We start from the raw sequence: 20,335 nt of genomic DNA, 5'->3' as shown, positions 1-20,335 counted from the left end.
GCCCATGCTACGCCTGACCCTCGTTCTGCCCTTGATGGCCCTGTTTCAATGCGACCGCGACGAAACCGTGGCAGCCTATGGCGCGTCTGACCGGTCCTGGGTCCTGCAGGAGATTGACGGACAGCCCTTTGAAGCCAGCGCCCTGCTGCAATTCCCCGAGGAGGGCAAAATCGCGGGCAACGCCCCCTGCAACAGCTACAATGGCACGCTGAACGCGCCCTATCCATGGTTCGAGATCAAGGACCTTGCCGCCACCCGCGCCGCCTGTGCCGCGCTTGAGGCCGAGGGCATGTATTTCGCAGCCCTGTTGGCGATGACCCAATCCGAGGTTTCGGGCGATGTGCTGATCCTGCGCAATGAGGACGGGCACGAGATGGTGTTCAAAGCCGCCGAGTAAGCCTTTCGATGAACCGCGCTCGCGCCTCGGGTAGCGGATGATGACCCAATGCAGGGGCAACGCGGTGTTCCATGAAATACCCCGTCGTGTTCAGCCCCTGGACGATTTCGGCATCCGGGGCCGTCCCTTCGCCCCGCAGACAGGGCGGAAGGGGCAAAAGGCGGTCGGCCCACTCTCCGGCACCCTCCAGACTGACGGCCCGACCCGTTTTGGGCGAGACATAGACCAGCCCCTCGGTCGCGCCGGTTACAGCGCAAGAGGACAGGTCGAGGCCAAAGCCCAGCTCCTCAAGCAGCGCAAGTTCCCAACGCAGATAGGCCAGCGGCCAGATCTCATCCTGCCCGAGCAGATCCATCAACTGCTCGGTCTGGCTGTAGATTGCGGGATGCGGCTCGCGCTCGGGCAGGCAAAAGGACAACAGCGACACTACGGCGTTCAGCCCCGCCAGCGCCAGCCGACCAGAGAACGCCGCCGCCGCGCGCGAGCGTAGGGGTTCGACCTGGAAGGTGCCAATATGTTCCTCAAGTCGCGCCCGCCACAGCACGTCCAGTTGCGCGCCGGGCTGTAGGATCGGCGCGATCTTGCGGCTGGTTCCCCCGCGCACCACGCCCGCATGACGGCCATGAGCCTCGGTGAAGACCTCGATAATCGCGGCCGTTTCACCGTGGCGGCGCGTGGTCAGTAAGATGCCGTGATCGCGCCAGTCCAAGGCAAGCTCCGCTCGAGGTTGGAAATCGGTTGTCTCACAAGAGCGCAACCGCGCGGCAGGCGCAAGCGGGATGGGGGACTCGACAAACCGGATACGACGACCAAGAGTGGAGCAATGGGACAAAAGACGCCACGGCCAGCCAATTTCTGGGTAACGCTGATCGCATGGATCATCGCACCCCTTTCCGCCTTCGCGCAGGCAGACTGGTCACAGGTCAAGCCGGTTCTGGACAAGCGATGCGTGGTTTGCCACGGCTGCTACGATGCGCCCTGTCAGGTCAAACTGACCTCGCCCGAGGGGCTGCTGCGCGGCGGCAACAAACTGGCGGTTTACCATTCGCAGCGCCTAGAAGATGCCCAACCCACCCGTTTGGGACAGGATGCCACAACAATTGAGGGGTGGCGGGATTTGGGGTTCCATCCGGTTCTTCCGCAGGCAAAAGGCGAGACCAGCCTGCTGGAGCGCTATCTGGCGCTGGGGGCCGAGAACCCTCTGCCCACAAACGCGCCCCTGCCGGACTCGTTGGGTCTAGCGCTTGACCGCCCCTTGGTCTGCCCAACCGATCAGGAATTCGACGCCTTCCGCGAAAGTCATCCCATTGCCGGAATGCCCTATGGGACTGCTCCACTGGCAGCCTCAGAACATGCGTTGCTGATGGATTGGGTGCAGAGCGGAGCAGCCTTGCCTGAGGCGACCACGCCATTGCCGGACGATATCCAAGAGCAGGTTACCGAGTGGGAGGCATTTTTGAACGCCCCCGACCCGCGTGCGAAATTGATGAACCGGTATCTGTTCGAACATCTGTTTCTGGCCCGCCTACATTTCGAAGGCGATGACCCACGGCGGTTCTTTCAAATGGTCCGGTCCAGAACGCCCGGTGGAGAAAAGATCGACATAATCGCCACACGCCGCCCGTTTGATGATCCCAGCTCTGACCCTTTCTTCTACCGCTTGCAACAAGTCGATGAGACCATCGTCCACAAGGAACACCTAGTCTATACGCTAAGCCCCGATCGCATGGCACGGTTTCAGGCGCTGTTCCTGCAGCCCAACTGGGCACTGACCGACCTGCCCTCCTATGGCGATGCCGAAGGCGGAGACCCGTTCTCGACCTTCGCGGCAATCCCCGCGCGCAGCCGTTATCAATTCCTGTTAGACGACGCGCTGTTCTTTGTCCGTAGCTTCATCCGCGGCCCCGTCTGTCACGGAGAGACTGCCGTTGACGTCATCGAAGACCGGTTCTGGGTCAGTTTCCTTGACCCCGACGCCGACCTCTCGATCACCGACCCAAGTTTTCTGGCCGAGGGCGCTGCGCTTCTTGAGCTCCCCGTCGCGCAGGTAGGTCAAAGCTTGGGCGACCTGCACATGTTCTCGCATCAGAACCAGGCCCAGTACCTTGAGTTCCGCGATACCCGCTATGGCAACAGCCCCGCGCATCAAAGTGGTTGGGGCTATGACGCGATCTGGGATGGCGAGGGCACCAACCCGAACGCCCTGATAACCGTGTTTCGGCACTTCGACAACGCTTCGGCCCTGACTGGGTTTCATGGCGATATCCCGGAAACCGCCTGGGTTATCGACTATCCGGTGTTTGAACGGATCTACTATAATCTGGTCGCTGGATATGACGTGTTCGGACGTGTCGAGCATCAACTGGCGACCCGCATCTACATGGACGAATTGCGCATGGAGAGTGAGGACAACTTCCTGACCTTCATGCCGCGCAATCTACGGCCGGGGATGCACGAAAACTGGTACCGAGGCGTTCTGGCCAGATTGCACACTTTCTGGCACACCCGACGCATCGACGACACGATGCCCACCGGGATCACGTTTGAAACGGACGCCCCCAAGCAGGAGTTTTTTCTGCAGCTTCTGGCACGCGGCAACGGTCTGTGGCCGCGCTCAGACCCGATCAACCGATGCGATGGCGCGGATTGCGCGCAGGATGCGCTGACTGCCCTGGCCAGCCAGACCGGGCCTTGGGTGAAGTTCCTGCCTGACCTTTCCTTGCTGGTGGTCGAGACAAGCGACGAGAAAGCCGAAGTTTTCACCCTGATCCACGACAAGGCCCATACCAACATTGCCTTCCTGTTTGACGAATCCGCCCGGCGAGAACCCGAAGAAGACGTTCTGACCATTTTACCTGAGATGATCGGAAGCTACCCAAACTTCTTCTTCAAACTGCCTGAGGCGCAATTGCACGGCTTTGTTCAGGCTGTGAAAGCTGTCGCCACGCAAGAGGACTGGATGCAGCTGGTTGCCGATTTTGGCGTGCGTCGGACCAGCGAAGATTTCTGGGCCATCAGCGATCAAATCCATGCCCGTTTTCTGAAGAACAAACCAATTCAGGCGGGCATTCTGGACCTCAACCGGTACAAAGAGCCAAAGCCCGGCGAAGATCCGACCTGAGCATTGCGGTTTGATGAAGAGGGGATGAAAAACACCCCCCAGCGCCGCAAGCTGTGACACCTACACGATAAGTTCAGCCCAACAGACTTGCCCAAGGACGGCACCGGCCCTACCCTTTTACCATGCGGTCTTTTGCACATATCCGGCCAGCCTATAGCCGGGCCGAGCGCATCAGTGACGGAGTTGTACATGTTCTGGGCCTGTTTCTGGCCCTCATCGCGGTTCCCATTCTGATTGTCATGACGATGTTTTATCGCGCCGACCCGGACGCGGTCATGGGCGCGTCGATCTATGGAGTGACGCTGATCCTGATGCTCAGCTTTTCTGCGCTCTACAACATGGTCGTCAGTGATCGATGGTCAGAAGTTCTGCGCAGGCTTGATCACTCGGGCATCTATGTGAAGATCGCAGGCACTTACACGCCCTTCCTGCTGCTGTCCGGAGCGCAAGCCCCGGGGCTGATGATCGGCCTTTGGTCCTCGGCCACGCTGGGATCAATGCTGAAGATGGTGGACCCGCACCGCTTTCGCTGGATCGGGCTGGTCTTGTATCTGGGAATGGGCTGGGCCGCCGTCTGGAGCGGGCACGCTTTGCTGGACGAGCTGCCACCTTCGGTACTCGCTCTGATGATTGCCGGAGGGGTAGTCTATACCGCAGGCGTCATCTTCTACCTGTCCGACTGGATGCCCTATCACAACACGATCTGGCATGTTTTCGTTCTGACAGGCAGTGTTCTGTTCTTCGCCGCGGTATCGTTGCGGGTGTCGCTGGAGCCGCTGGTGCTAGGCTAATGCTCGCTCAGAACGTCAGCCCCGCGTGCATCAGGATACCAACGACCATCAACAGGTTGAGGATCATCGAGATCCCATTGCCCACATAAATCGGCAGCTTTCCGACCACCAACCCATAGGCAAACCAAAGGAATGACAGCGCAGCATAAAGCGACCAGGACAAAAGCGACTGGCCGGTGGCGTGTTGTGAATGGGTGAAAAACAGTTTGATCAGCTGCGGCAACGTGGCAAAGGGGCCGACGACACCAATGAAGACCATGAAGCCTTCGAATCGCTGCATCCAATGACCGAGGTTCGATTTTTCAAGTTTCTCAGCGAGTGTTTCAGCCACGCCTACACCTGACCTTATTGCGGTTATCTCAATGATCGGCCTTGCCGACCTGCCCTTCAAACTAGACGGTTTGGGCCGCCTGTCCAAGTCCCTGTGGGTGGGGCTATTCCAGACCCTCTTCATCCAGCAAATGCCGCCCCTGCCGGTCTTCGACCTCAATCACCCAGAGATCAGGGTCAAAGCTGCGCTGGCGTTGGATGGCCTCGTCCACATCACGCTCGGCGCCGCTTGAAAGTTCCACCCATTTGCGCGCGCCGCTCATCAGGTCAAAGCTGCGCTGAAAAGCCACCGCCTGCCCATCAAGTGTGTTGAGCTTGACCAGCACCGCACCCGCCGTGTCGTCGCCATGCGCCACCACAAAGGCCGGGATTTCCTGAAACCGCAGCCGTGCCAGATAGGCATGGACCCAGAAGTCTGCGGTCAGACGGGTCATGCGTTGCCGTCTTTGAAATCCAGACCCATCTCCGAGTACCGCTCGGATTCCTCCAGCCAGTTGGGCCGAACTTTGACCTGCAGGAACAGGTGAATCTTGCGGTCGAGGAACTCTTCCAGTTCGGCCCGCGCGGCCTGGCTGACCGCCTTGATCGTCTCGCCCTTTTTGCCCAGCACGATGCCTTTGTGACCGTCGCGCATGACATAGATGATCTGATCAATCCGGGCCGAGCCGTCTTTGCGCTCTTCCCAGTTCTCGGTTTCGACGGTTAGCTGATAGGGCAGTTCCTGATGCAAGCGCAGAGTCAGCTTTTCGCGTGTCATCTCAGCGGCGATCATGCGCAGGGGCAGATCGGCGATTTGGTCTTCGGGATAAAGCCAAGGGCCTTCGGGCAGCTCACCCGCCAGCCATTTGCGCAGGTCGTCGACGCCGTGGCCTTTCTCGGCCGAGATCATGAAGGTCTCAGCAAACGGGTAGCGTGTGTTCAGGTCACTGGTCAGCGCCAGCAGCTTCTCGGAGGGCACCTTGTCGATCTTGTTGATGGCCAGCGCGATGGTGCGCCCCTGTCCGATCTCTTCGAGCCCTTCGAGGATGCGCTCGACCCCTTCGGTGATGCCGCGATGGGCCTCGATCATCAGGACAACCACATCCGCATCAGCCGCCCCGCCCCACGCAGCGGCAACCATCGCACGGTCCAGACGGCGGCGCGGTTTGAACAGGCCGGGCGTGTCGACAAAGACCAGCTGCGCGTCGCCTTCCATCGCCACGCCACGGATGCGGGCGCGGGTGGTCTGCACCTTATGCGTCACGATCGAGACCTTGGCTCCGACCATGCGGTTCAAAAGGGTGGATTTGCCTGCGTTTGGCTCTCCGATCAGGGCGATAAATCCGGCGCGTGTGGTCATGTTTGTTGCGATCCTGTTTGCAAGTGCGCACCCCTATAGCAGAATGCCCGCGCGGGCCAGAGGGTTTTGTCGCATTGCGATCCGTCGTGCGCAGTGAAACTGTAGCCCCACGCCACGCCGATGACAGCCAGGCGAGGATTTCATCAAAGAGGCAAATCATGAAACGTCGCGAGTTCCTTTTGGGCGGCAGCGCCGCCGCTGGGGCAATCGGACTAGGAGGGTTCGGGCTGGCTTCGGCCGCGCCCGAACTGATCATTCAATCGGCCAGTTTCGCACTGCGCGATCAGGTGACGACCGGGATGGTCAGCCTGTCCTCGGATGCGCCGCCGCCGGTGTTGCGGGGCCGTCAAGGCGAGGCGATGAGCCTGCCGGTGCGCAACTCGACACTGGACTACACCGCAATGCATTGGCACGGGCTGCGTATTCCGAACGCAATGGACGGCGTTCCCTATCTGACCCAGATGCCGATGGGACCGAATGAACTGTTCGACTATGAGTTCACGCCCCCCGACGCTGGAACCTATTGGTACCACCCGCATTGCATGACGATGGAGCAGATGGCCCATGGTCTGACCGGCGTGATGGTTATTGCCGAGGCCGAAGACCCCGGATTTGACAGCGAACAAGTCATCAATCTGCGTGATTTCCGTTTGGATGAAGAGGACCAGTTCCTGCCCGCGTACACCCAGCGCGGCGCGGCGCGAGCCGGGACATTCGGCAATATACAAACCGCAAACTGGCTGGATACACCTGTCTACGATCATATCTCGGGCGGGTTGGTGCGGCTGCGAGTGGTGAACACAGACACGACCCGGATCTGTCGGCTGCATCTTGAAGGCGCCGAGGCCCGCATCATCGCATGGGACGGACATCCGGTGGATGTCGAGGTGCCCCTGCCAAGCGCCGAGGACCCTCTGCTGGTCGGACCGGGCCAACGGGTGGATTTCGCGGTGGCGATGCCCTCAGGCGAGGCGCAGATGGTGGATCTGGTCGCGAAACTGCCGGGTCAGCCGCATCGCCCGATGGCGCGTCTTCGGGCCGTAGGCGCGGATGTTGCGCGGGACTTGCGGGAGTTGAAACCACTGCCCCCGAACCCGGTTGCACGGCCTGATCTGGCAAAGGCCGAACTGCATGAGTTCGTCTTTGGCTGGACGCCCGAAGATGGAGAGCCAAACAACGGGTTCTGTGGCTCTCTAGGGTATAATTTCTGGTCGATCAACCAGACCCCTTGGGCGGGAGATGCCGCCGAGGGCGTTGGCCCCCTGGCCGTTTTGGAGATGGGCAAAAGCTACGTTCTGCGGCTACGAAACGAATCGCCGAACCTGCACCCGATCCATTTGCATGGGCTTGTGTTCTCGCCGCTAAAGTCGAACCTACGTAAGCTGCCGCCTTTGCTGACCGATACAATGCTGCTGCTGAAAGATGAGGTGGTCGAAATCGCTTTGGTCTCAGACAATCCCGGCGACTGGGCCTTTCATTGTCATGTGATCGAGCATCAGAAAACCGGTCTGACCGGGTATATCAAAGTGATTTAGGCATCGGGTTGGCCGCGCCAATCCAACCGGGAGCGGGCCAGCCCCCTAGTCCGGATTTCATCCGGCCTCACCCCCGGGATATTTTTGGCCAGATGAAGAGCGGATCGGGTTTCGGAAGATGAATGGGGGCTACTTCGGCAGCGAGTCCAGAAGGGCCTTTGCAGCAGCCTGTTCGGCCTGGCGTTTTGATCCGGCGGTGGCCTGTGCCTCGGTCCCGTCTTGCAGGCGGGCGGCGATGGTAAAGACCGGCGCGTGGTCGGGGCCGCTGCGTTTGACCTCGATATAGCTGGGGGGCTTCTGGCCACGGGCCTGTGCCCATTCCTGCAGCGAGGTTTTGGCGTCGCGAGCGTCGGCTTCGACCGTGTGGATGCGATCCCCCCAGAGGGCGAGGATGACATCGCGGGCGGCCTCGAACCCGGCGTCGCGGTAGATGGCGGCGATTACTGCCTCCATCGCGTCGCCCAGAAGTGCCTGTTTGCGGCGGCCGCCGGACAGCATCTCGGACCGGCCCAGCTTGAGCACGGCACCCAGATCAATTTGACGGGCGACATCGGCACAGGCTTCTTTACGCACCAGCGCGTTGAAACGAGGGGCCAGCTGGCCTTCGGAGGCTTTCTTATCCGCCTCCAGCAATGCTGTTGCCATCACCAGACCCAGCACGCGGTCGCCCAGAAATTCGAGCCTTTGGTTATCGGGCCGGGTGGCGGAGGAAACCGAACCGTGGGTCAGTGCACGCACCAACAGTTCGGGGTTCGAGAATTCGTACCCCAAGCGGTGTTGAAATGCCTTTATGTCGGCCGATACCTTCAATTGACCGCCTTAAAGAAGCGGTCGCTGCGCCATGTCCAGAAGAACAGCATAGACCGGCCGGCCGAAGAGAACATGATCCGGTCGGCACGACCGATCAGATTTTCGTAAGGAACATAGCCTACACCGCCAGCAGATTGCGGCAGACGGCTATCAGCAGAGTTGTCCCGGTTGTCACCCATGAAGAAATAGTGGCCTTCGGGCACGGTGTATATGCCGGTATTGTCGGACCCCTGATTGCCGATACTCAGCACGTCATAGGATACGCCATTGGGCAGGGTCTCAACAAAGCGCTCTTTCTCGCAGACGCCACCGATACCGACCGGACCGTTGGAGCATCGTGGACGCAAGCGTTGCGGGCCTTGCGGAGCCGCCACTTCGGTAAACACACCATCGGCTTGTTGCGGGACAGGTGTGCCGTTCAGAATGATCTGCCCCTGACGGACCTGAACGCGGTCGCCCGGCAGACCGATGAGGCGCTTGATGTAGTCACGCCCCGTCACAGGGTGACGGAAGACGATCACATCGCCGCGCTGGGGCTCTCCGCCCCAGATGCGGGTATTGTCGTCACCCGGAAGCCAGCCGCAGATATCCTCGGCGTCGATATTCAGACCGACACTGGGGATGATCAGGCTGGGGCAGGAGGCGTAGGAGTAACCGTAGGCCATCTTATTGACGAACAGGAAATCGCCGATCAGCAGGGTCTGCTTCATCGAGCCGGAGGGAATCCAGAAGGGCTGGAAGAACAGGGTGCGGAAAACGCCTGCGATCAACAGGGCGTAGACAATGGTTTTGATCGTCTCCCAGATGGGATTTCCGGTTTTGACGTCCTCGGCCATACTGCTCTCTGCTCCTTGGTGTGTTGGGTGCTACATGCGGGCCATGCGGGGGCAAGTCAAGGCTGCGTACCGGCTTCTTGAAACGGGCGCGCCTCGATCACCACAAAGGCCTGCGCCCAAGGGTGGTCATCGGTCAGGGTGACGTGGATGATCGCCTCATGTCCGGGGGGCGTCATCTGGTGCAGCCGGTCGGCGGCCCAGCCGGTTACATGCATCACGGGCTGGCCCGTGTGCAGGTTGCTGACCGCCATGTCCTTCCAGGCGATGCCCATGCGCAGACCGGTGCCCAGCGCCTTGGAGCAGGCCTCTTTCGCCGCCCAGCGTTTGGCATAGGTGCCTGCGGTGTCGTGGCGACGTTCGGCCTTGCGCTGCTCGGTCTCGGTGAACACGCGATTGCGGAAACGGTCGCCGAAACGGTCGAGCGTGCGCTGAATCCGCTCGATATTCGCGAGATCTGTGCCAACGCCTAGGATCACGACAACCGCACCGTCAAAATCTTATAGCTGGCGACGCCGAAGAACCCTGCAAAGGCAAAATCGAACCAACGTCGAGCACGCCGGTAGGCGCTAACCATACGCACCGAGGAAAACAGGAAGGCGTAACCGATGAAGATCAGCAAAGATCCCGCATAAAGTAGGCCGAAATATCCCAACAACACCCATAGGCTGGCATCATTTGGGGCAACAATCGCATAGATCGATCCCCAACTGAGGATCGCCTTGGGGTTCGTCAGGTGAATGGCTGCACCTTTCGCAAAGATCGTACGCAGCGACCCGGTGACAGGCTTGCCCAACGGCACCTCACCGGCGGTCATAGCGCGGCGCAGGGCCTTGAGGGCCAGCCAGCCCAAATAGGCGACACCAAAGTAACGGATCACCTCGAAGACCCAGACATTTGCCAGCATGATCGCCGACAAGCCCAGCGCGGCGGCGATCCCCCAAGCAGCAGAGCCCGCGCATATGCCAAGTGCAAAGACCAGCCCTGCGCGGCGACCTTCAGTCATAGCGGTACCGGCAATGCCCATGGTGGCCGGACCGGGTGAGCCACCGGCCATCAACCAGGCAAACCAGATCGCTATGAAAGTCGGCGTGATCACGCCCGCGCCTCATCCATCAGGCGGCGCATTTCCTGTATGGCGGGGGTGAGGCCCAGAAAGATCGACTCGCCGATCAGGAAGTGGCCGATGTTCAACTCACGCACCTCGGGGAAGGCCGCTACAGGTTTCACCGTCTCATAGGTCAACCCATGGCCCGCATGGACTTCGAGGCCCAGCGAATGGGCAAACGTCGACATTTGGCGCAGGCTTTCCAGCTCACGCTCGGCGTCTTCCATGCGGCCTTCAGCGAAGGCGTCGCAATAGGCGCCTGTGTGTAGCTCGATCACCTCGGCGCCGATGCGGTGGGCGGCCTCGATCTGGCGTTGGTCGGCGGCTATGAAGATCGACACGCGACAACCGACATCGCGAAGCGGAGCAATGAAATGGGCCAGTTTGTTTTCCTCGCGCGCGACTTCGAGCCCGCCTTCGGTGGTGCGTTCCTCGCGCTTTTCCGGCACGATACAGACCGCATGAGGTTTGTGCCGAAGGGCGATCTTCTGCATCTCGTCAGTGGCCGCCATCTCAAAGTTCAGCGGAACCGAGAGGACGTCCATCAACCCGTCGATATCAGCGTCCGAGATGTGACGGCGGTCTTCGCGCAGATGCGCCGTGATGCCATCAGCCCCAGCCTCTTCAGCCAGCTTGGCGGCGCGCAGCGGGTCGGGGTAAGCCCCCCCGCGTGCGTTACGCACAGTTGCGACGTGGTCGATATTCACACCAAGACGCAGATAAGTGTCAGACATCGCGCGATTCCTTTTTCACGGCTTGAGCTGAAGCTAGTGCCTTTTCCACCGAAGTGTCAGCCTCGGTTTCGGCAAGACGTTTGATTTCTTCGAATTTGGCTTTGATCCGTGCGCGGCGGCGCTGTTGATAGGTGCGGATCAGCGGCAGGCTGAGGTAAAAGCAGATTACCCCCGCCAGCAGACCGGGAAGAATGCCGCCGATCATATAGGGGTAGAATACCTCGCGGTAGAAAAGGCCCAGGCCGTGCCAATCTGCGACGCGGTCAGTGAACATCGCGAGAAAGTTGTTCTTGAGATCGCCCATCGCATCCGCGAATTTCCCCATCAGACCGCGGGTTTCACTTTTCTCGAATTCGGTTCCCAGAAGGAAGTGCCCCGTCTGCAGGCAGATGACACCGATTGGAACATAGGTCAGCGGATTGCCGAAGAACGTGCCGCTGAGGGCGGCCACGATATTGCCGTTGAGCAGGCGCGCGCCGATGGCGGCGACCAGAAAATGCAGGCCATAGAAGGGTGTAAACGCTGCAAACACCCCTGCCCCGATACCGCGTGCGATCCGCTCGGGCGAGTCTGGCAAACGGCGAACGCGATGTTTGACATAGTGAAAGGCGCGGGTCCATCCGCCACGTGGATAGACAAACTCAGATGCGGCCTGAATGGGAGAGCGTCGATCTCGGCGCTTGAAAACCACTCCTGATCACCTCATCTCAACCAGCCGGCAGGGCGGCATTTTCACGCTCTCGGTACCGTTCGACAGCGGCCACGTCACTTTCTGCCTCGAGCATCAGCATCAGCGAATGCAATTGTTCGAGGTCTCGCAGTTCGACATTGATCAACAGTCGGTAAAAATCCGGTTTGCGGTCGACGAACTCAAGGTTTGAGATATTGGCCTTTTTCTCGCCGATCAATGTGCAAATACGCCCCAGCACGCCCGCATCGTTGCCGATGGTGAGGTCAAGTGTCGCGCCATAGACCGCCGGGTGGGTGCCGGAATGCCAGTGAAGATCGACCCACCGCTCGGGCTCATTCTCATATGCGCCCAGGCGGTTACAATCGATGGCGTGAACTTCAACACCCTTGCCACGATGCGTGATGCCGACAATCCGCTCGCCCGGCAGGGGCTGACAGCAGGGGGCGCGGTCGAATTTCTGACCCGGTTCAAGACCAATCACGGCGCGCCGCAGCGGGATCGCATCGCCGTCATCCTGTGTCAGTTCCGGATAAACGGCGCTGACCACATCATGGGCTGTCAGTTCAGCACTGCCCAAACGCGCGAGCAACTCATGCCGGTCTTTCAGGCGCAGGTGTTTGGCGGCTGTATCAAGCGCCTTATCGGTGGATTTGCGGCCGACATGTTCAAACCCGGAACGCGCAAGCTCTTTGCCCAGCTTGATGAACCGCTCACGGTCAACCTCGCGCAGGGCGCGGCGGATCGCAGTCCGAGCCTTTCCGGTCACCGCTATCTCAAGCCAAGTGACCTGAGGGGTCTGGCCATCGGCGGTGATGATATCGACCGACTGCCCGTTCTTCAGCCGGGTCCAGAGCGGCACGCGGATCGCATCGACCTTTGCCCCGACACATGCGTGCCCAATACGGGTGTGGATGGCGTAGGCAAAATCAATCGGCGTCGCCCCGCGCGGTAGTTTTACGACATCGCCTTTCGGCGTGAAACAGAACACCTGGTCCGAGTACATCTCAAGCTTGACGGCTTCGAGGAAGTCTTCGTGATCTTCCTCATTGTCGAATTGCTCGGTCAGGTTCGAAATCCACTTGGCGGGGTCGACCGCAAATGGGTTCTCGGTCCGGACACCGTCACGATAGGACCAGTGTGCGGCCACACCTGTTTCGGCCACATCATGCATCTGGCGGGTACGGATCTGAACTTCGACCCGTTTGCCGTCACGTCCCGAAACAGTGGTGTGGATCGAGCGGTAGCCGTTCGATTTCGGCTGAGAGATATAATCCTTGAACCTCCCCGGCACCGCCCGCCAGCGTTGATGGATCGCGCCGAGGGTGCGGTAGCAGTCTTCCTCGGTTTCGGTGATGATACGGAACCCGTAGATGTCGGACAGGCGCGAAAAGCCCTGATCCTTTTCCTGCATCTTGCGCCAGATCGAATAGGGCTTCTTGGCGCGACCGAATACTTCGGCCTCGATGCCCGCTTTCTCCAGCTCATGGCGCATGTCGCCGGTGATCCGGTGGATCACGTCTCCGGTTTCGCGCTGCAGGGTTATGAAGCGGCGGATGATCGACTGACGTCCCTCGGGGTTCAGCACACGGAAGGCGAGGTCTTCGAGTTCCTCGCGCATCCACTGCATCCCCATCCGACCCGCAAGCGGCGCGTAGATATCCATGGTCTCGCGTGCTTTGACGATCTGCTTTTCAGGGCGCATCGCCTTGATCGTGCGCATGTTGTGCAGCCGGTCGGCCAGCTTGACCAGGATCACCCGAAGGTCCTTGGACATGGCCATGAACAGCTTGCGGAAATTCTCGGCCTGTTTGGTTTCGCGGCTGGAGAGTTGCAGATTGGTCAGTTTGGTGACGCCATCGACCAGTTTGGCGACCTCATCCCCGAACAGCTCCGCCACTTTGCCATAGCTGGCTTTCGTGTCTTCGATCGTGTCGTGCAAAAGCGCCGTGATAATGGTCGCATCATCCAGACGCTGTTCGGTCAGGATGGCGGCAACGGCAACGGGATGGGTAAAATAGGGCTCGCCGGAATGACGGAACTGCCCTTCGTGCATCTGCTGACCGAATTCATAGGCCTTGGCGATGCGTTCAGCGTTTGTTTTTGGGTTATAATTGCGGACCAGCGCAATCAGGTCGTCAGCAGAAATCATCCGGTCCGCACCTTCGTTTTGAGGGCTTACCCCTGCCCTTGAGCCTCCATCAGAGCACGCAGGAGTTTTTCTTCCGACATGTCATCTTCGGCAGGCTTGTCCGATTCGGCACCCATCAGCAGCGCCATCTGATCTTCTTCCGGCTCATCAACCTCGATCTGGGTCTGGTTGGCCTCGATCAGACGCTCGCGCAGTTCGTCCGCGCTCTGGGTTTCGTCGGCGATTTCACGCAGTGAGACAACGGGGTTCTTGTCGTTGTCACGGTCCACAGTGATCGGTCCACCGGCGGAAATCTCACGCGCACGATGGGCGGCAAGCATCACCAGTTCAAACCGGTTGGGAACCTTGTCTACGCAGTCTTCAACCGTCACGCGGGCCATGGAACGCTACTCCGTTGCTGAGTCCATATCAGGAAGCGTTGTATCTAAGACCGATTGCGCGCCTTGACAAGCAGGAAATAGCGCAAATCCACCAATCTACAAAGGTGTGACTGCTGCTATATCTTCAGCTGGCAGCGCCTTTAGCATCTGCTGGACGGTCTGGCCTAGAACCGGATGGCGCCAATCCGGGGCCACGTCGGCCATGGGGACAAGCACAAACGCCCGGTCCTGCAGGCGGGGATGGGGCAAAATCAGCTGCTCTGGCGCCTCTTGACGCTGTGCATCCGCGGGCAGGCTCAGCCAGCGATCGAAGGTGGCGGGATCGGGCAACACCTGATCCTCGTAGGCCACCAGATCCAGATCCAGCGTCCGCATCCCCCAGCGCTGCACCCGTTCGCGACCGAACTTATGTTCGACCTCATGCAGAACCTCCAGCAGAGGCGCAGGCGGAAGGTCGGTCTCGATCAAAAGGGCGGCATTGACGTAGTCGGGGCCCGCCCCCGGAGGGAAACAGGGGGTTTCAAAAAACCGGCTTTCGGCGCGAATCACCACACCACGGTCCGCAAGCGCTTTTATTGCGTTGCGAAGTGTCACCTTGGGCCCTAGTCCGCTCAGATTGAGATTTGCGCCCATCGCAACAACTGCATTTGACGTGGTTTTGCCCATTAATACCCCCATATTCGGCCAAATGCATACTTGCGATGCGCATTAAAAGCCCTAATTATAGGCACACCAGCACGCTTAATTTTACACCACTCACTCTTAAACGCGCAGCGGGCTGGATTATACCGGAAGGACCTATTTATGTTTTATAAAGACGAACGGCTAGCGCTGTTCATCGACGGCTCGAATCTTTATGCCGCCGCAAAAGCACTTGGCTTCGACATCGACTACAAGCTTCTGCGGCAGGAATTCATGCGCCGCGGTAAGCTTCTGCGTGCTTTCTACTACACAGCGCTTCTGGAGAATGACGAGTACTCTCCGATCCGACCACTGGTTGACTGGCTGCACTACAATGGCTTCACCATGGTGACCAAACCGGCCAAGGAATACACCGACAGCATGGGGCGTCGGAAGGTAAAGGGTAACATGGATATCGAACTCACCGTCGATGCCATGGAACTGGCACCACGCGTTGATCATATCGTGTTGTTTTCGGGCGATGGGGATTTCCGCCCGCTGATTGCCAGCCTGCAACGTCAGGGCGTACGTGTTTCGGTCGTGTCGACCATCCGCAGCCAGCCGCCGATGATCTCGGACGAGCTGCGCCGCCAGGCCGACAACTTCATTGAACTGGAAGACCTGCGCGACGTGATCGGCCGCCCGCCTCGGGAAATGCCGACCGAACCACGCAGTGTTGCTGCCGCCGGCGGGCACTAACCCACGGCGTCACAATTGGGGATGAGATTAGCGCGGTCAGGGTATGAAACCCTGGCCGCGCTTCTTTAACTAAGGTTTGGTACTGAAACACCTAACGGCTATCAGTGATTCATGTCAGATCAATGACGCCGCCCTGTCTGGACCAAGGCCGTGAAAAGACCTACCTGTGGCGCAAGGAGACAGCGACATGACCAAGCCGCCATTGACTTTGTACCTGGCCGCGCCGCGCGGGTTCTGCGCGGGCGTGGACCGCGCCATAAAGATCGTCGAGATGGCGCTGCAGAAATGGGGCGCGCCGGTCTATGTCCGGCACGAGATCGTCCACAACAAATTCGTGGTCGACGGGCTGCGCGCCAAGGGGGCCGTGTTTGTCGATGAACTGGATGAATGCCCAGATGACCGGCCGGTGATCTTCTCGGCTCATGGGGTCCCCAAATCCGTACCTGCCACCGCCGCTCGTCGCGAGATGATCTATGTCGATGCCACCTGCCCTCTGGTCTCGAAGGTCCATGTCGAGGCGCAGCGCCACTCGGACAACGGCCTGCAGATGATCATGATCGGCCACAAAGGCCACCCCGAGACCATCGGCACCATGGGACAACTGCCCGAAGGCGAGGTGCTGCTGGTCGAAACCGTCGAAGATGTCGCCACCGTTCAGGTCCGAGACCCGGATCAGCTGGCCTTTGTCACCCAGACCACCCTGTCGGTTGATGACACAAAGGATATCATCGCAGCGCTTGAAGAGCGGTTCCCCAAGATCGTCGGCCCGCACAAGGAAGACATCTGCTACGCCACAACCAACCGGCAAGAGGCCGTGAAAGCCGTAGCGCCGAAAGCGGATGCGCTGCTGGTGGTGGGCGCTCCGAACTCGTCCAACTCACGGCGATTGGTCGAGGTCGCCTCGCGCGCTGGATGCAACTATGCGCAGTTGGTGCAACGTGCCTCCGATATTGACTGGCGCGCGCTTGAGGGAATTTCGAGCATTGCCATCACTGCCGGGGCCTCGGCCCCTGAGGTACTGGTGAATGAAGTCATCGACGCGTTCAGCGATCACTACGACGTAACCGTCGACCTCGTGGAAACCGCCGTCGAAAACGTAGAATTCAAAGTCCCCCGCGTGCTGAGGCAACCGGCATGAACGGCGTCCCCAAATCCGCGCTCTATTTGGGGTTGGCGGGGCTGATCCCGTTCATTTGGGGGGCGCTGACCTATCTGTACTCGGACCTGCACGATCTTGGCACGCGCGAGCTGGGCTCTCGTTTCGTAGGCCCTTACATCCAACTTTTCTATGGCTCGGTTATCCTGAGCTTCATGTCCGGTGTCTTGTGGGGCTTCGCCACCAAGACCTCGGGCAGCAAGGCGACTGTGGGCTATACCCTGTCGGTCCTTCCCGCCCTTTGGGCCTTCTTCATGACAGGCGGCGGGCCGATCAGCGCTGGCACCAATCTGATGATCGGCTTTGCCGGGCTTTTGGTGCTGGACGCCCTGTTCTGGTACTGGGGCCTCGCGCCGCGCTGGTGGATGCGATTGCGTATCCTGCTGACGGCCATCGTGCTGCTGTGCTTGGCCGTCGGAGTGTATCTATGAGCGATCGTGCGACGATCTCAGTCTATAACGAACAGGCCGCGCGCTATGCCGATCTGACTGATGAAGCCAACACCGAGGACCCACAACTGACCCGTTTCATTCAGGCGGTTCCAAAAGGTGGCAAGGTGTTGGATCTGGGCTGCGGCCCCGGTGCCTCGGCGGTGATCATGGCGCAGGCGGGGCTACAGGTTGAGGCCATGGATGCCTCGGCCGAGATGGTCCGGCTGGCCTCGGCTCACCCTGGCGTTTCCGCATGCCAAGCAGCGTTTTCGGACCTGAAGGACGAGGATGTCTATGACGGCATCTGGGCCAATTTCAGCCTTCTGCACGCCAAACGCACGGATTTCCCGAACCATCTGGCCGCCATTCACCGGGCGTTGAAACCCAAGGGCGTCTTCTATATCGCCATGAAGCTGGGCCAGGGTGAAGGGCCGGATCGTTTGGGGCGCTTCTACAGCTATTATTCCGAGGAAGACTTGAAAACCTATCTGCAAGAGGCGGGCTTTACCGTCACCGCACGACGACTTGGCAGCGGCACCGGGCTGGATGGCTCGGTCTCAGACTGGATTGGGCTTGCCACCCATGCCTGAGCTATTTGCCTATACCGATGGGGCCTGTTCCGGCAATCCCGGTCCCGGTGGCTGGGGTGTGCTACTGCGCGCAATGCAGGGGGACTCGGTCCTGAAAGAACGGGAACTAAAGGGCGGTGAGGCCGAGACCACCAACAACCGGATGGAGTTGCTGGCCGCCATCAGCGCGCTGGAGGCGCTGGAGCGCGCGTCCAAGATCACCGTTGTGACCGATAGCGCCTATGTGAAAAACGGCGTGACGGGCTGGATTTTCGGGTGGAAGCGGAACGGGTGGAAAACCTCTAATAAGAAACCCGTTAAGAATGTCGACCTTTGGCAGCGGTTGGACGAGGCGCAGGGTCGTCACGACGTGACATGGGAATGGGTCAAAGGCCATGCGGGCCATCCCGAAAACGAAAAAGCAGATGAGCTGGCCCGCGCGGGCATGGCGCCCTTCAAACCCGCAAAGGCGCAGGAGTGAGCGCGCTTGCCCTGCTGGATTACGCCTCGGTTCTGGTCTTCGCGCTGACCGGGGCGCTGGTGGCCAGCCGGGCGCAGCTTGATCTGGTCGGGTTTGCCTTCATCGCCTGCCTGACTGCGGTCGGAGGCGGCACCGTGCGGGACCTGCTGCTGGATCGCCATCCGGTCTTTTGGGTTGGCCAGCCGGACTACATCCTGATCGCGGTCGGGGCCGCCGTTCTTGTGTTCTTCACCGCGCATCTGGTCGAAAGCCGCTATAGCTGGCTGATCTGGCTGGACAGTTTCGCTTTGTCCATTGCCGTTGCTGCGGGAACCGGAGCAGCACATTCGCTGGATCAATCCGGCATCATCGTGGTGCTGATGGGCGTCACCACCGGATGTCTGGGCGGATTGATGCGCGATGTGGTCTGCAACGAGGTCCCCCTGGTGCTGAAACAGGGAGAGCTTTACGTCTCATGCGCGTTTGCAGGTGCCTTAACGGCAGTGGTCGCGACACGACTTGGGCTCGAAGGCTTGCCCGCGCTGGCACTATGTGCCGCGATCTGCTGGGCCTTGCGCGCCGGATCGCTTATCTTCGGTTGGAGGCTTCCTGTCTACAAAGCCCGCCCGCCGCGCCAATAGGGCGTGTAAAGACCGCAACAAACCGAAGGCCCGCTTGTGAAACCTGCCGTGTCCTTGCTCGCCGCCAGTGCGCTTTGCCTCGCCTCTTGCGCGGAACCCTACAGCCCGACGCAATTCGTGGCCCAGGGCGATCAGATCGTCGTTACTGGGGCCATTGACCACACCACTTTGGATGCCTTCCGTGCGGTGGCAGCCGACAACCCGCAAATCAAAACGCTTGTCCTGCAGAGCATCGAAGGATCCGTGGATGACGACGCCAACGTGATCTTCTCGCGCGAGGTGCGAAACCGGGGTTTTGACACGATGGTGCCGTCTGATGGCATGGTCGCCTCAGGCGGGACGGACCTGTTTCTGGCGGGCAACAGGCGCACCTTGCAGCCGGGCGCCTGCGTCGGCGTTCATAGCTGGGGCGGAGGGGGCATCATCGCCACCGAATTGCCCGAGGACGACCCCGAACACGACCGGTATCTGGACTACTATGACGATATCGGCGTGTCAGAGGCTTTCTATTGGTACACACTAGAAGTCGCCTCGGAGGACGAGATGCACTGGATGACAGCCGCCGAGGCCAACAGCTACGACATGGCCACCACGCGCGCGACACGGCTGGGGTCAGCCTCAACCTGCGACGCGCGCTGAACTCAGCGCGATAGCAGCCGCGCGCCGATCTCTTTGACGAATTTCGCAGCCACCATTGCGGTCATGCCATACGGGTCGCGGTGGGGGTTAAGTTCGACAATATCTGCGCCGACCAACTGCCCCTCGAACCGATGGATCAGGTTAATCACCTCGCGCGTGCTGAGTCCGCCGGGTTCGTGATGTGACACACCCGGCGCAAAGGCCGGGTCCAGCGCGTCGAGGTCCAGAGACAGGTAGACCGGTCCGTCAAAGCTGATCTCCAGCTCGGGACGCCAATTGCGCATGTCGATCACCTCGACCCCGAACTTGTCCGCCTGCTCCTGTTGGTGCTTGTTCATGGTGCGGATACCGACCTGCACCAGACGTTTGACCTTGCCGGTCTCCATCACCCGCGCGAAAGGGCAGCCATGACCCAGAGGGCCGATATCCTGCGTGTCATACAGGTCGGGATGCGAGTCGATATGCAGGATGTTCAGCCCCTCATACCGCTCGGCATGGGCCTTGATCAGCGGGAACGCGACAGAGTGATCACCGCCCAGCGACAACAGCCGCGCGCCAGTTTCAATCCGTGCGGCAGCACCGGCCTCGATCCGGTCGATCGGCTCTTGCCCGCGCATCTCGAACACATCCAGATCACCGGTATCCTTGAACCGATCCGTGGCCCCCAGATCGGTGCCATCCTCCGCCGTCAGATTGGCCGCACCGGAATGCAACGCCTCGCGAATGCGACCAGGCGCAAAGGCAGGACCCTGCAGAAATGAGGAATGCAAATCCAGTGGAACGCCCATCAGGGCAACATCACCAGCGTTCAGATCATACGACATGGGTCACCTGCTTTAAA

General features: G+C 60.0%; 25 protein-coding genes. 11 read left to right on the top strand and 14 right to left on the bottom strand.

What is annotated here, in order from left to right:
• Window positions 1–4 precede the first annotated feature (4 nt).
• Window positions 5–397: an META domain-containing protein gene (locus tag ACR0B5_RS17935; protein ID WP_209254969.1), complete on the top strand. Its 393-nt coding sequence runs from the start codon at window positions 5–7 to the stop codon at window positions 395–397.
• On the opposite strand, the gene recO is transcribed toward ACR0B5_RS17935, so the two are convergent.
• Window positions 381–1,106, bottom strand: a complete 726-nt coding sequence (gene recO / locus ACR0B5_RS17930; protein WP_480542308.1) for a DNA repair protein RecO — start codon at window positions 1,104–1,106, stop codon at window positions 381–383. The two genes, ACR0B5_RS17935 and recO, sit on opposite strands and share 17 nt — an antisense overlap.
• Before the next feature lie 114 nt (window positions 1,107–1,220).
• On the opposite strand from recO, the gene ACR0B5_RS17925 reads away from it, so the two are divergent.
• Both ACR0B5_RS17925 and trhA read left to right on the top strand, forming a co-directional pair.
• Window positions 1,221–3,518, top strand: coding sequence for a fatty acid cis/trans isomerase (locus tag ACR0B5_RS17925; protein ID WP_480542306.1), 2,298 nt, complete (start codon window positions 1,221–1,223; stop codon window positions 3,516–3,518).
• Between the two features lie 122 nt (window positions 3,519–3,640).
• Window positions 3,641–4,309, top strand: a complete 669-nt coding sequence (gene trhA / locus ACR0B5_RS17920) for a PAQR family membrane homeostasis protein TrhA (RefSeq protein WP_480542304.1) — start codon at window positions 3,641–3,643, stop codon at window positions 4,307–4,309.
• A 7-nt stretch (window positions 4,310–4,316) separates the two neighbouring features.
• On the opposite strand, the gene ACR0B5_RS17915 is transcribed toward trhA, so the two are convergent.
• From ACR0B5_RS17915 to era, 3 genes are all read right to left on the bottom strand, one after another.
• A complete protein-coding gene (locus ACR0B5_RS17915) occupies window positions 4,317–4,640 on the bottom strand; it encodes a SemiSWEET transporter (RefSeq protein ID WP_170662549.1) in 324 nt (107 codons plus the stop codon).
• A 103-nt stretch (window positions 4,641–4,743) separates the two neighbouring features.
• Window positions 4,744–5,073 carry a DUF1491 family protein gene (locus ACR0B5_RS17910; RefSeq protein ID WP_170556395.1) on the bottom strand — a complete coding sequence of 110 codons (330 nt, stop codon included), beginning with the start codon at window positions 5,071–5,073 and terminating at the stop codon, window positions 4,744–4,746.
• Window positions 5,070–5,978 carry a GTPase Era gene (gene era, locus ACR0B5_RS17905; RefSeq protein WP_170556394.1) on the bottom strand — a complete coding sequence of 303 codons (909 nt, stop codon included), beginning with the start codon at window positions 5,976–5,978 and terminating at the stop codon, window positions 5,070–5,072. The genes ACR0B5_RS17910 and era overlap by 4 nt, the downstream gene beginning before the upstream one ends.
• A gap of 158 nt (window positions 5,979–6,136) precedes the next feature.
• On the opposite strand from era, the gene ACR0B5_RS17900 reads away from it, so the two are divergent.
• Window positions 6,137–7,513: a multicopper oxidase family protein gene (locus tag ACR0B5_RS17900; protein WP_480542302.1), complete on the top strand. Its 1,377-nt coding sequence runs from the start codon at window positions 6,137–6,139 to the stop codon at window positions 7,511–7,513.
• Between the two features lie 129 nt (window positions 7,514–7,642).
• On the opposite strand, the gene rnc is transcribed toward ACR0B5_RS17900, so the two are convergent.
• The 9 genes from rnc to folK form a co-directional block, all read right to left on the bottom strand.
• Window positions 7,643–8,323, bottom strand: coding sequence for a ribonuclease III (rnc, locus tag ACR0B5_RS17895; RefSeq protein WP_480542300.1), 681 nt, complete (start codon window positions 8,321–8,323; stop codon window positions 7,643–7,645).
• Window positions 8,320–9,159, bottom strand: a complete 840-nt coding sequence (lepB, locus tag ACR0B5_RS17890) for a signal peptidase I (RefSeq protein WP_170643747.1) — start codon at window positions 9,157–9,159, stop codon at window positions 8,320–8,322. The genes rnc and lepB overlap by 4 nt, the downstream gene beginning before the upstream one ends.
• 56 nt (window positions 9,160–9,215) lie before the next feature.
• A complete protein-coding gene (gene acpS / locus ACR0B5_RS17885) occupies window positions 9,216–9,635 on the bottom strand; it encodes a holo-ACP synthase (RefSeq protein WP_170643748.1) in 420 nt (139 codons plus the stop codon).
• On the bottom strand, window positions 9,632–10,255 hold the full coding sequence (locus ACR0B5_RS17880) for a LysE family translocator (RefSeq protein WP_480542298.1): 624 nt from the start codon (window positions 10,253–10,255) through the stop codon (window positions 9,632–9,634). The genes acpS and ACR0B5_RS17880 overlap by 4 nt, the downstream gene beginning before the upstream one ends.
• Window positions 10,252–10,998 carry a pyridoxine 5'-phosphate synthase gene (locus tag ACR0B5_RS17875; protein WP_425085635.1) on the bottom strand — a complete coding sequence of 249 codons (747 nt, stop codon included), beginning with the start codon at window positions 10,996–10,998 and terminating at the stop codon, window positions 10,252–10,254. Before ACR0B5_RS17875 ends, ACR0B5_RS17880 begins: the two co-directional genes overlap by 4 nt.
• Window positions 10,991–11,689: a DUF2062 domain-containing protein gene (locus tag ACR0B5_RS17870; protein WP_480542296.1), complete on the bottom strand. Its 699-nt coding sequence runs from the start codon at window positions 11,687–11,689 to the stop codon at window positions 10,991–10,993. Before ACR0B5_RS17870 ends, ACR0B5_RS17875 begins: the two co-directional genes overlap by 8 nt.
• A 16-nt stretch (window positions 11,690–11,705) precedes the next feature.
• Window positions 11,706–13,838 carry a RelA/SpoT family protein gene (locus ACR0B5_RS17865; RefSeq protein WP_170556386.1) on the bottom strand — a complete coding sequence of 711 codons (2,133 nt, stop codon included), beginning with the start codon at window positions 13,836–13,838 and terminating at the stop codon, window positions 11,706–11,708.
• Between the two features lie 26 nt (window positions 13,839–13,864).
• A complete protein-coding gene (rpoZ, locus tag ACR0B5_RS17860; RefSeq protein ID WP_170380450.1) occupies window positions 13,865–14,218 on the bottom strand; it encodes a DNA-directed RNA polymerase subunit omega in 354 nt (117 codons plus the stop codon).
• A gap of 96 nt (window positions 14,219–14,314) precedes the next feature.
• The gene (gene folK / locus ACR0B5_RS17855) at window positions 14,315–14,884 is read right to left on the bottom strand and encodes a 2-amino-4-hydroxy-6-hydroxymethyldihydropteridine diphosphokinase (protein ID WP_480542294.1); all 570 of its coding nucleotides are present in this window, start codon (window positions 14,882–14,884) and stop codon (window positions 14,315–14,317) included.
• Window positions 14,885–15,022: 138 nt separating this feature from the next.
• Here folK and ACR0B5_RS17850 point away from each other — a divergent pair, with 138 nt between their 5' ends.
• The 7 genes from ACR0B5_RS17850 to ACR0B5_RS17820 all read left to right on the top strand — a co-directional run bounded on the left by ACR0B5_RS17850 (window position 15,023) and on the right by ACR0B5_RS17820 (window position 19,494).
• Entirely contained in the window at window positions 15,023–15,598 is a 576-nt protein-coding gene (locus ACR0B5_RS17850; RefSeq protein WP_039541714.1) for a LabA-like NYN domain-containing protein, read from the top strand.
• 187 nt (window positions 15,599–15,785) lie between these two features.
• Entirely contained in the window at window positions 15,786–16,736 is a 951-nt protein-coding gene (gene ispH, locus ACR0B5_RS17845; protein ID WP_480542292.1) for a 4-hydroxy-3-methylbut-2-enyl diphosphate reductase, read from the top strand.
• Complete coding sequence (locus ACR0B5_RS17840) at window positions 16,733–17,185, top strand: DUF3429 domain-containing protein (protein WP_480542290.1); 453 nt, start codon at window positions 16,733–16,735, stop codon at window positions 17,183–17,185. Before ispH ends, ACR0B5_RS17840 begins: the two co-directional genes overlap by 4 nt.
• Window positions 17,182–17,775: a class I SAM-dependent DNA methyltransferase gene (locus tag ACR0B5_RS17835; protein WP_480542288.1), complete on the top strand. Its 594-nt coding sequence runs from the start codon at window positions 17,182–17,184 to the stop codon at window positions 17,773–17,775. The genes ACR0B5_RS17840 and ACR0B5_RS17835 overlap by 4 nt, the downstream gene beginning before the upstream one ends.
• Window positions 17,768–18,235 carry a ribonuclease HI gene (gene rnhA / locus ACR0B5_RS17830; protein ID WP_170380455.1) on the top strand — a complete coding sequence of 156 codons (468 nt, stop codon included), beginning with the start codon at window positions 17,768–17,770 and terminating at the stop codon, window positions 18,233–18,235. Before ACR0B5_RS17835 ends, rnhA begins: the two co-directional genes overlap by 8 nt.
• On the top strand, window positions 18,232–18,855 hold the full coding sequence (locus ACR0B5_RS17825) for a trimeric intracellular cation channel family protein (protein ID WP_480542286.1): 624 nt from the start codon (window positions 18,232–18,234) through the stop codon (window positions 18,853–18,855). The genes rnhA and ACR0B5_RS17825 overlap by 4 nt, the downstream gene beginning before the upstream one ends.
• Window positions 18,856–18,903: 48 nt before the next feature.
• Window positions 18,904–19,494 carry a COG3904 family protein gene (locus ACR0B5_RS17820; RefSeq protein WP_480542284.1) on the top strand — a complete coding sequence of 197 codons (591 nt, stop codon included), beginning with the start codon at window positions 18,904–18,906 and terminating at the stop codon, window positions 19,492–19,494.
• A gap of 2 nt (window positions 19,495–19,496) precedes the next feature.
• Here ACR0B5_RS17820 and speB read toward each other — a convergent pair whose 3' ends face one another.
• Window positions 19,497–20,318: an agmatinase gene (gene speB, locus ACR0B5_RS17815; RefSeq protein WP_480542282.1), complete on the bottom strand. Its 822-nt coding sequence runs from the start codon at window positions 20,316–20,318 to the stop codon at window positions 19,497–19,499.
• Window positions 20,319–20,335 lie beyond the last annotated feature (17 nt).

It is taken from the genome of Ruegeria sp. AG1, from assembly GCF_056541705.1.
Note: the sequence above shows the minus strand (reverse complement) of the source record. Positions and strands in the feature narration are given on the sequence as shown.

What these genes read in the sequence shown, in the direction of transcription:
- ACR0B5_RS17935 (WP_209254969.1), top strand. Translation starts at nt 5, where the DNA reads ATGCTACGCCTGACCCTCGTTCTGCCCTTGATGGCCCTGTTTCAATGC.
- ACR0B5_RS17925 (WP_480542306.1), top strand. Translation starts at nt 1,221, where the DNA reads ATGGGACAAAAGACGCCACGGCCAGCCAATTTCTGGGTAACGCTGATC.
- trhA (WP_480542304.1), top strand. Translation starts at nt 3,641, where the DNA reads ATGCGGTCTTTTGCACATATCCGGCCAGCCTATAGCCGGGCCGAGCGC.
- ACR0B5_RS17910 (WP_170556395.1), bottom strand. Translation starts at nt 5,073, where the DNA reads ATGACCCGTCTGACCGCAGACTTCTGGGTCCATGCCTATCTGGCACGG.
- era (WP_170556394.1), bottom strand. Translation starts at nt 5,978, where the DNA reads ATGACCACACGCGCCGGATTTATCGCCCTGATCGGAGAGCCAAACGCA.
- ACR0B5_RS17900 (WP_480542302.1), top strand. Translation starts at nt 6,137, where the DNA reads ATGAAACGTCGCGAGTTCCTTTTGGGCGGCAGCGCCGCCGCTGGGGCA.
- lepB (WP_170643747.1), bottom strand. Translation starts at nt 9,159, where the DNA reads ATGGCCGAGGACGTCAAAACCGGAAATCCCATCTGGGAGACGATCAAA.
- ACR0B5_RS17875 (WP_425085635.1), bottom strand. Translation starts at nt 10,998, where the DNA reads ATGTCTGACACTTATCTGCGTCTTGGTGTGAATATCGACCACGTCGCA.
- ACR0B5_RS17865 (WP_170556386.1), bottom strand. Translation starts at nt 13,838, where the DNA reads ATGATTTCTGCTGACGACCTGATTGCGCTGGTCCGCAATTATAACCCA.
- rpoZ (WP_170380450.1), bottom strand. Translation starts at nt 14,218, where the DNA reads ATGGCCCGCGTGACGGTTGAAGACTGCGTAGACAAGGTTCCCAACCGG.
- folK (WP_480542294.1), bottom strand. Translation starts at nt 14,884, where the DNA reads ATGGGCAAAACCACGTCAAATGCAGTTGTTGCGATGGGCGCAAATCTC.
- ACR0B5_RS17850 (WP_039541714.1), top strand. Translation starts at nt 15,023, where the DNA reads ATGTTTTATAAAGACGAACGGCTAGCGCTGTTCATCGACGGCTCGAAT.
- ispH (WP_480542292.1), top strand. Translation starts at nt 15,786, where the DNA reads ATGACCAAGCCGCCATTGACTTTGTACCTGGCCGCGCCGCGCGGGTTC.
- ACR0B5_RS17840 (WP_480542290.1), top strand. Translation starts at nt 16,733, where the DNA reads ATGAACGGCGTCCCCAAATCCGCGCTCTATTTGGGGTTGGCGGGGCTG.
- ACR0B5_RS17835 (WP_480542288.1), top strand. Translation starts at nt 17,182, where the DNA reads ATGAGCGATCGTGCGACGATCTCAGTCTATAACGAACAGGCCGCGCGC.
- rnhA (WP_170380455.1), top strand. Translation starts at nt 17,768, where the DNA reads ATGCCTGAGCTATTTGCCTATACCGATGGGGCCTGTTCCGGCAATCCC.
- speB (WP_480542282.1), bottom strand. Translation starts at nt 20,318, where the DNA reads ATGTCGTATGATCTGAACGCTGGTGATGTTGCCCTGATGGGCGTTCCA.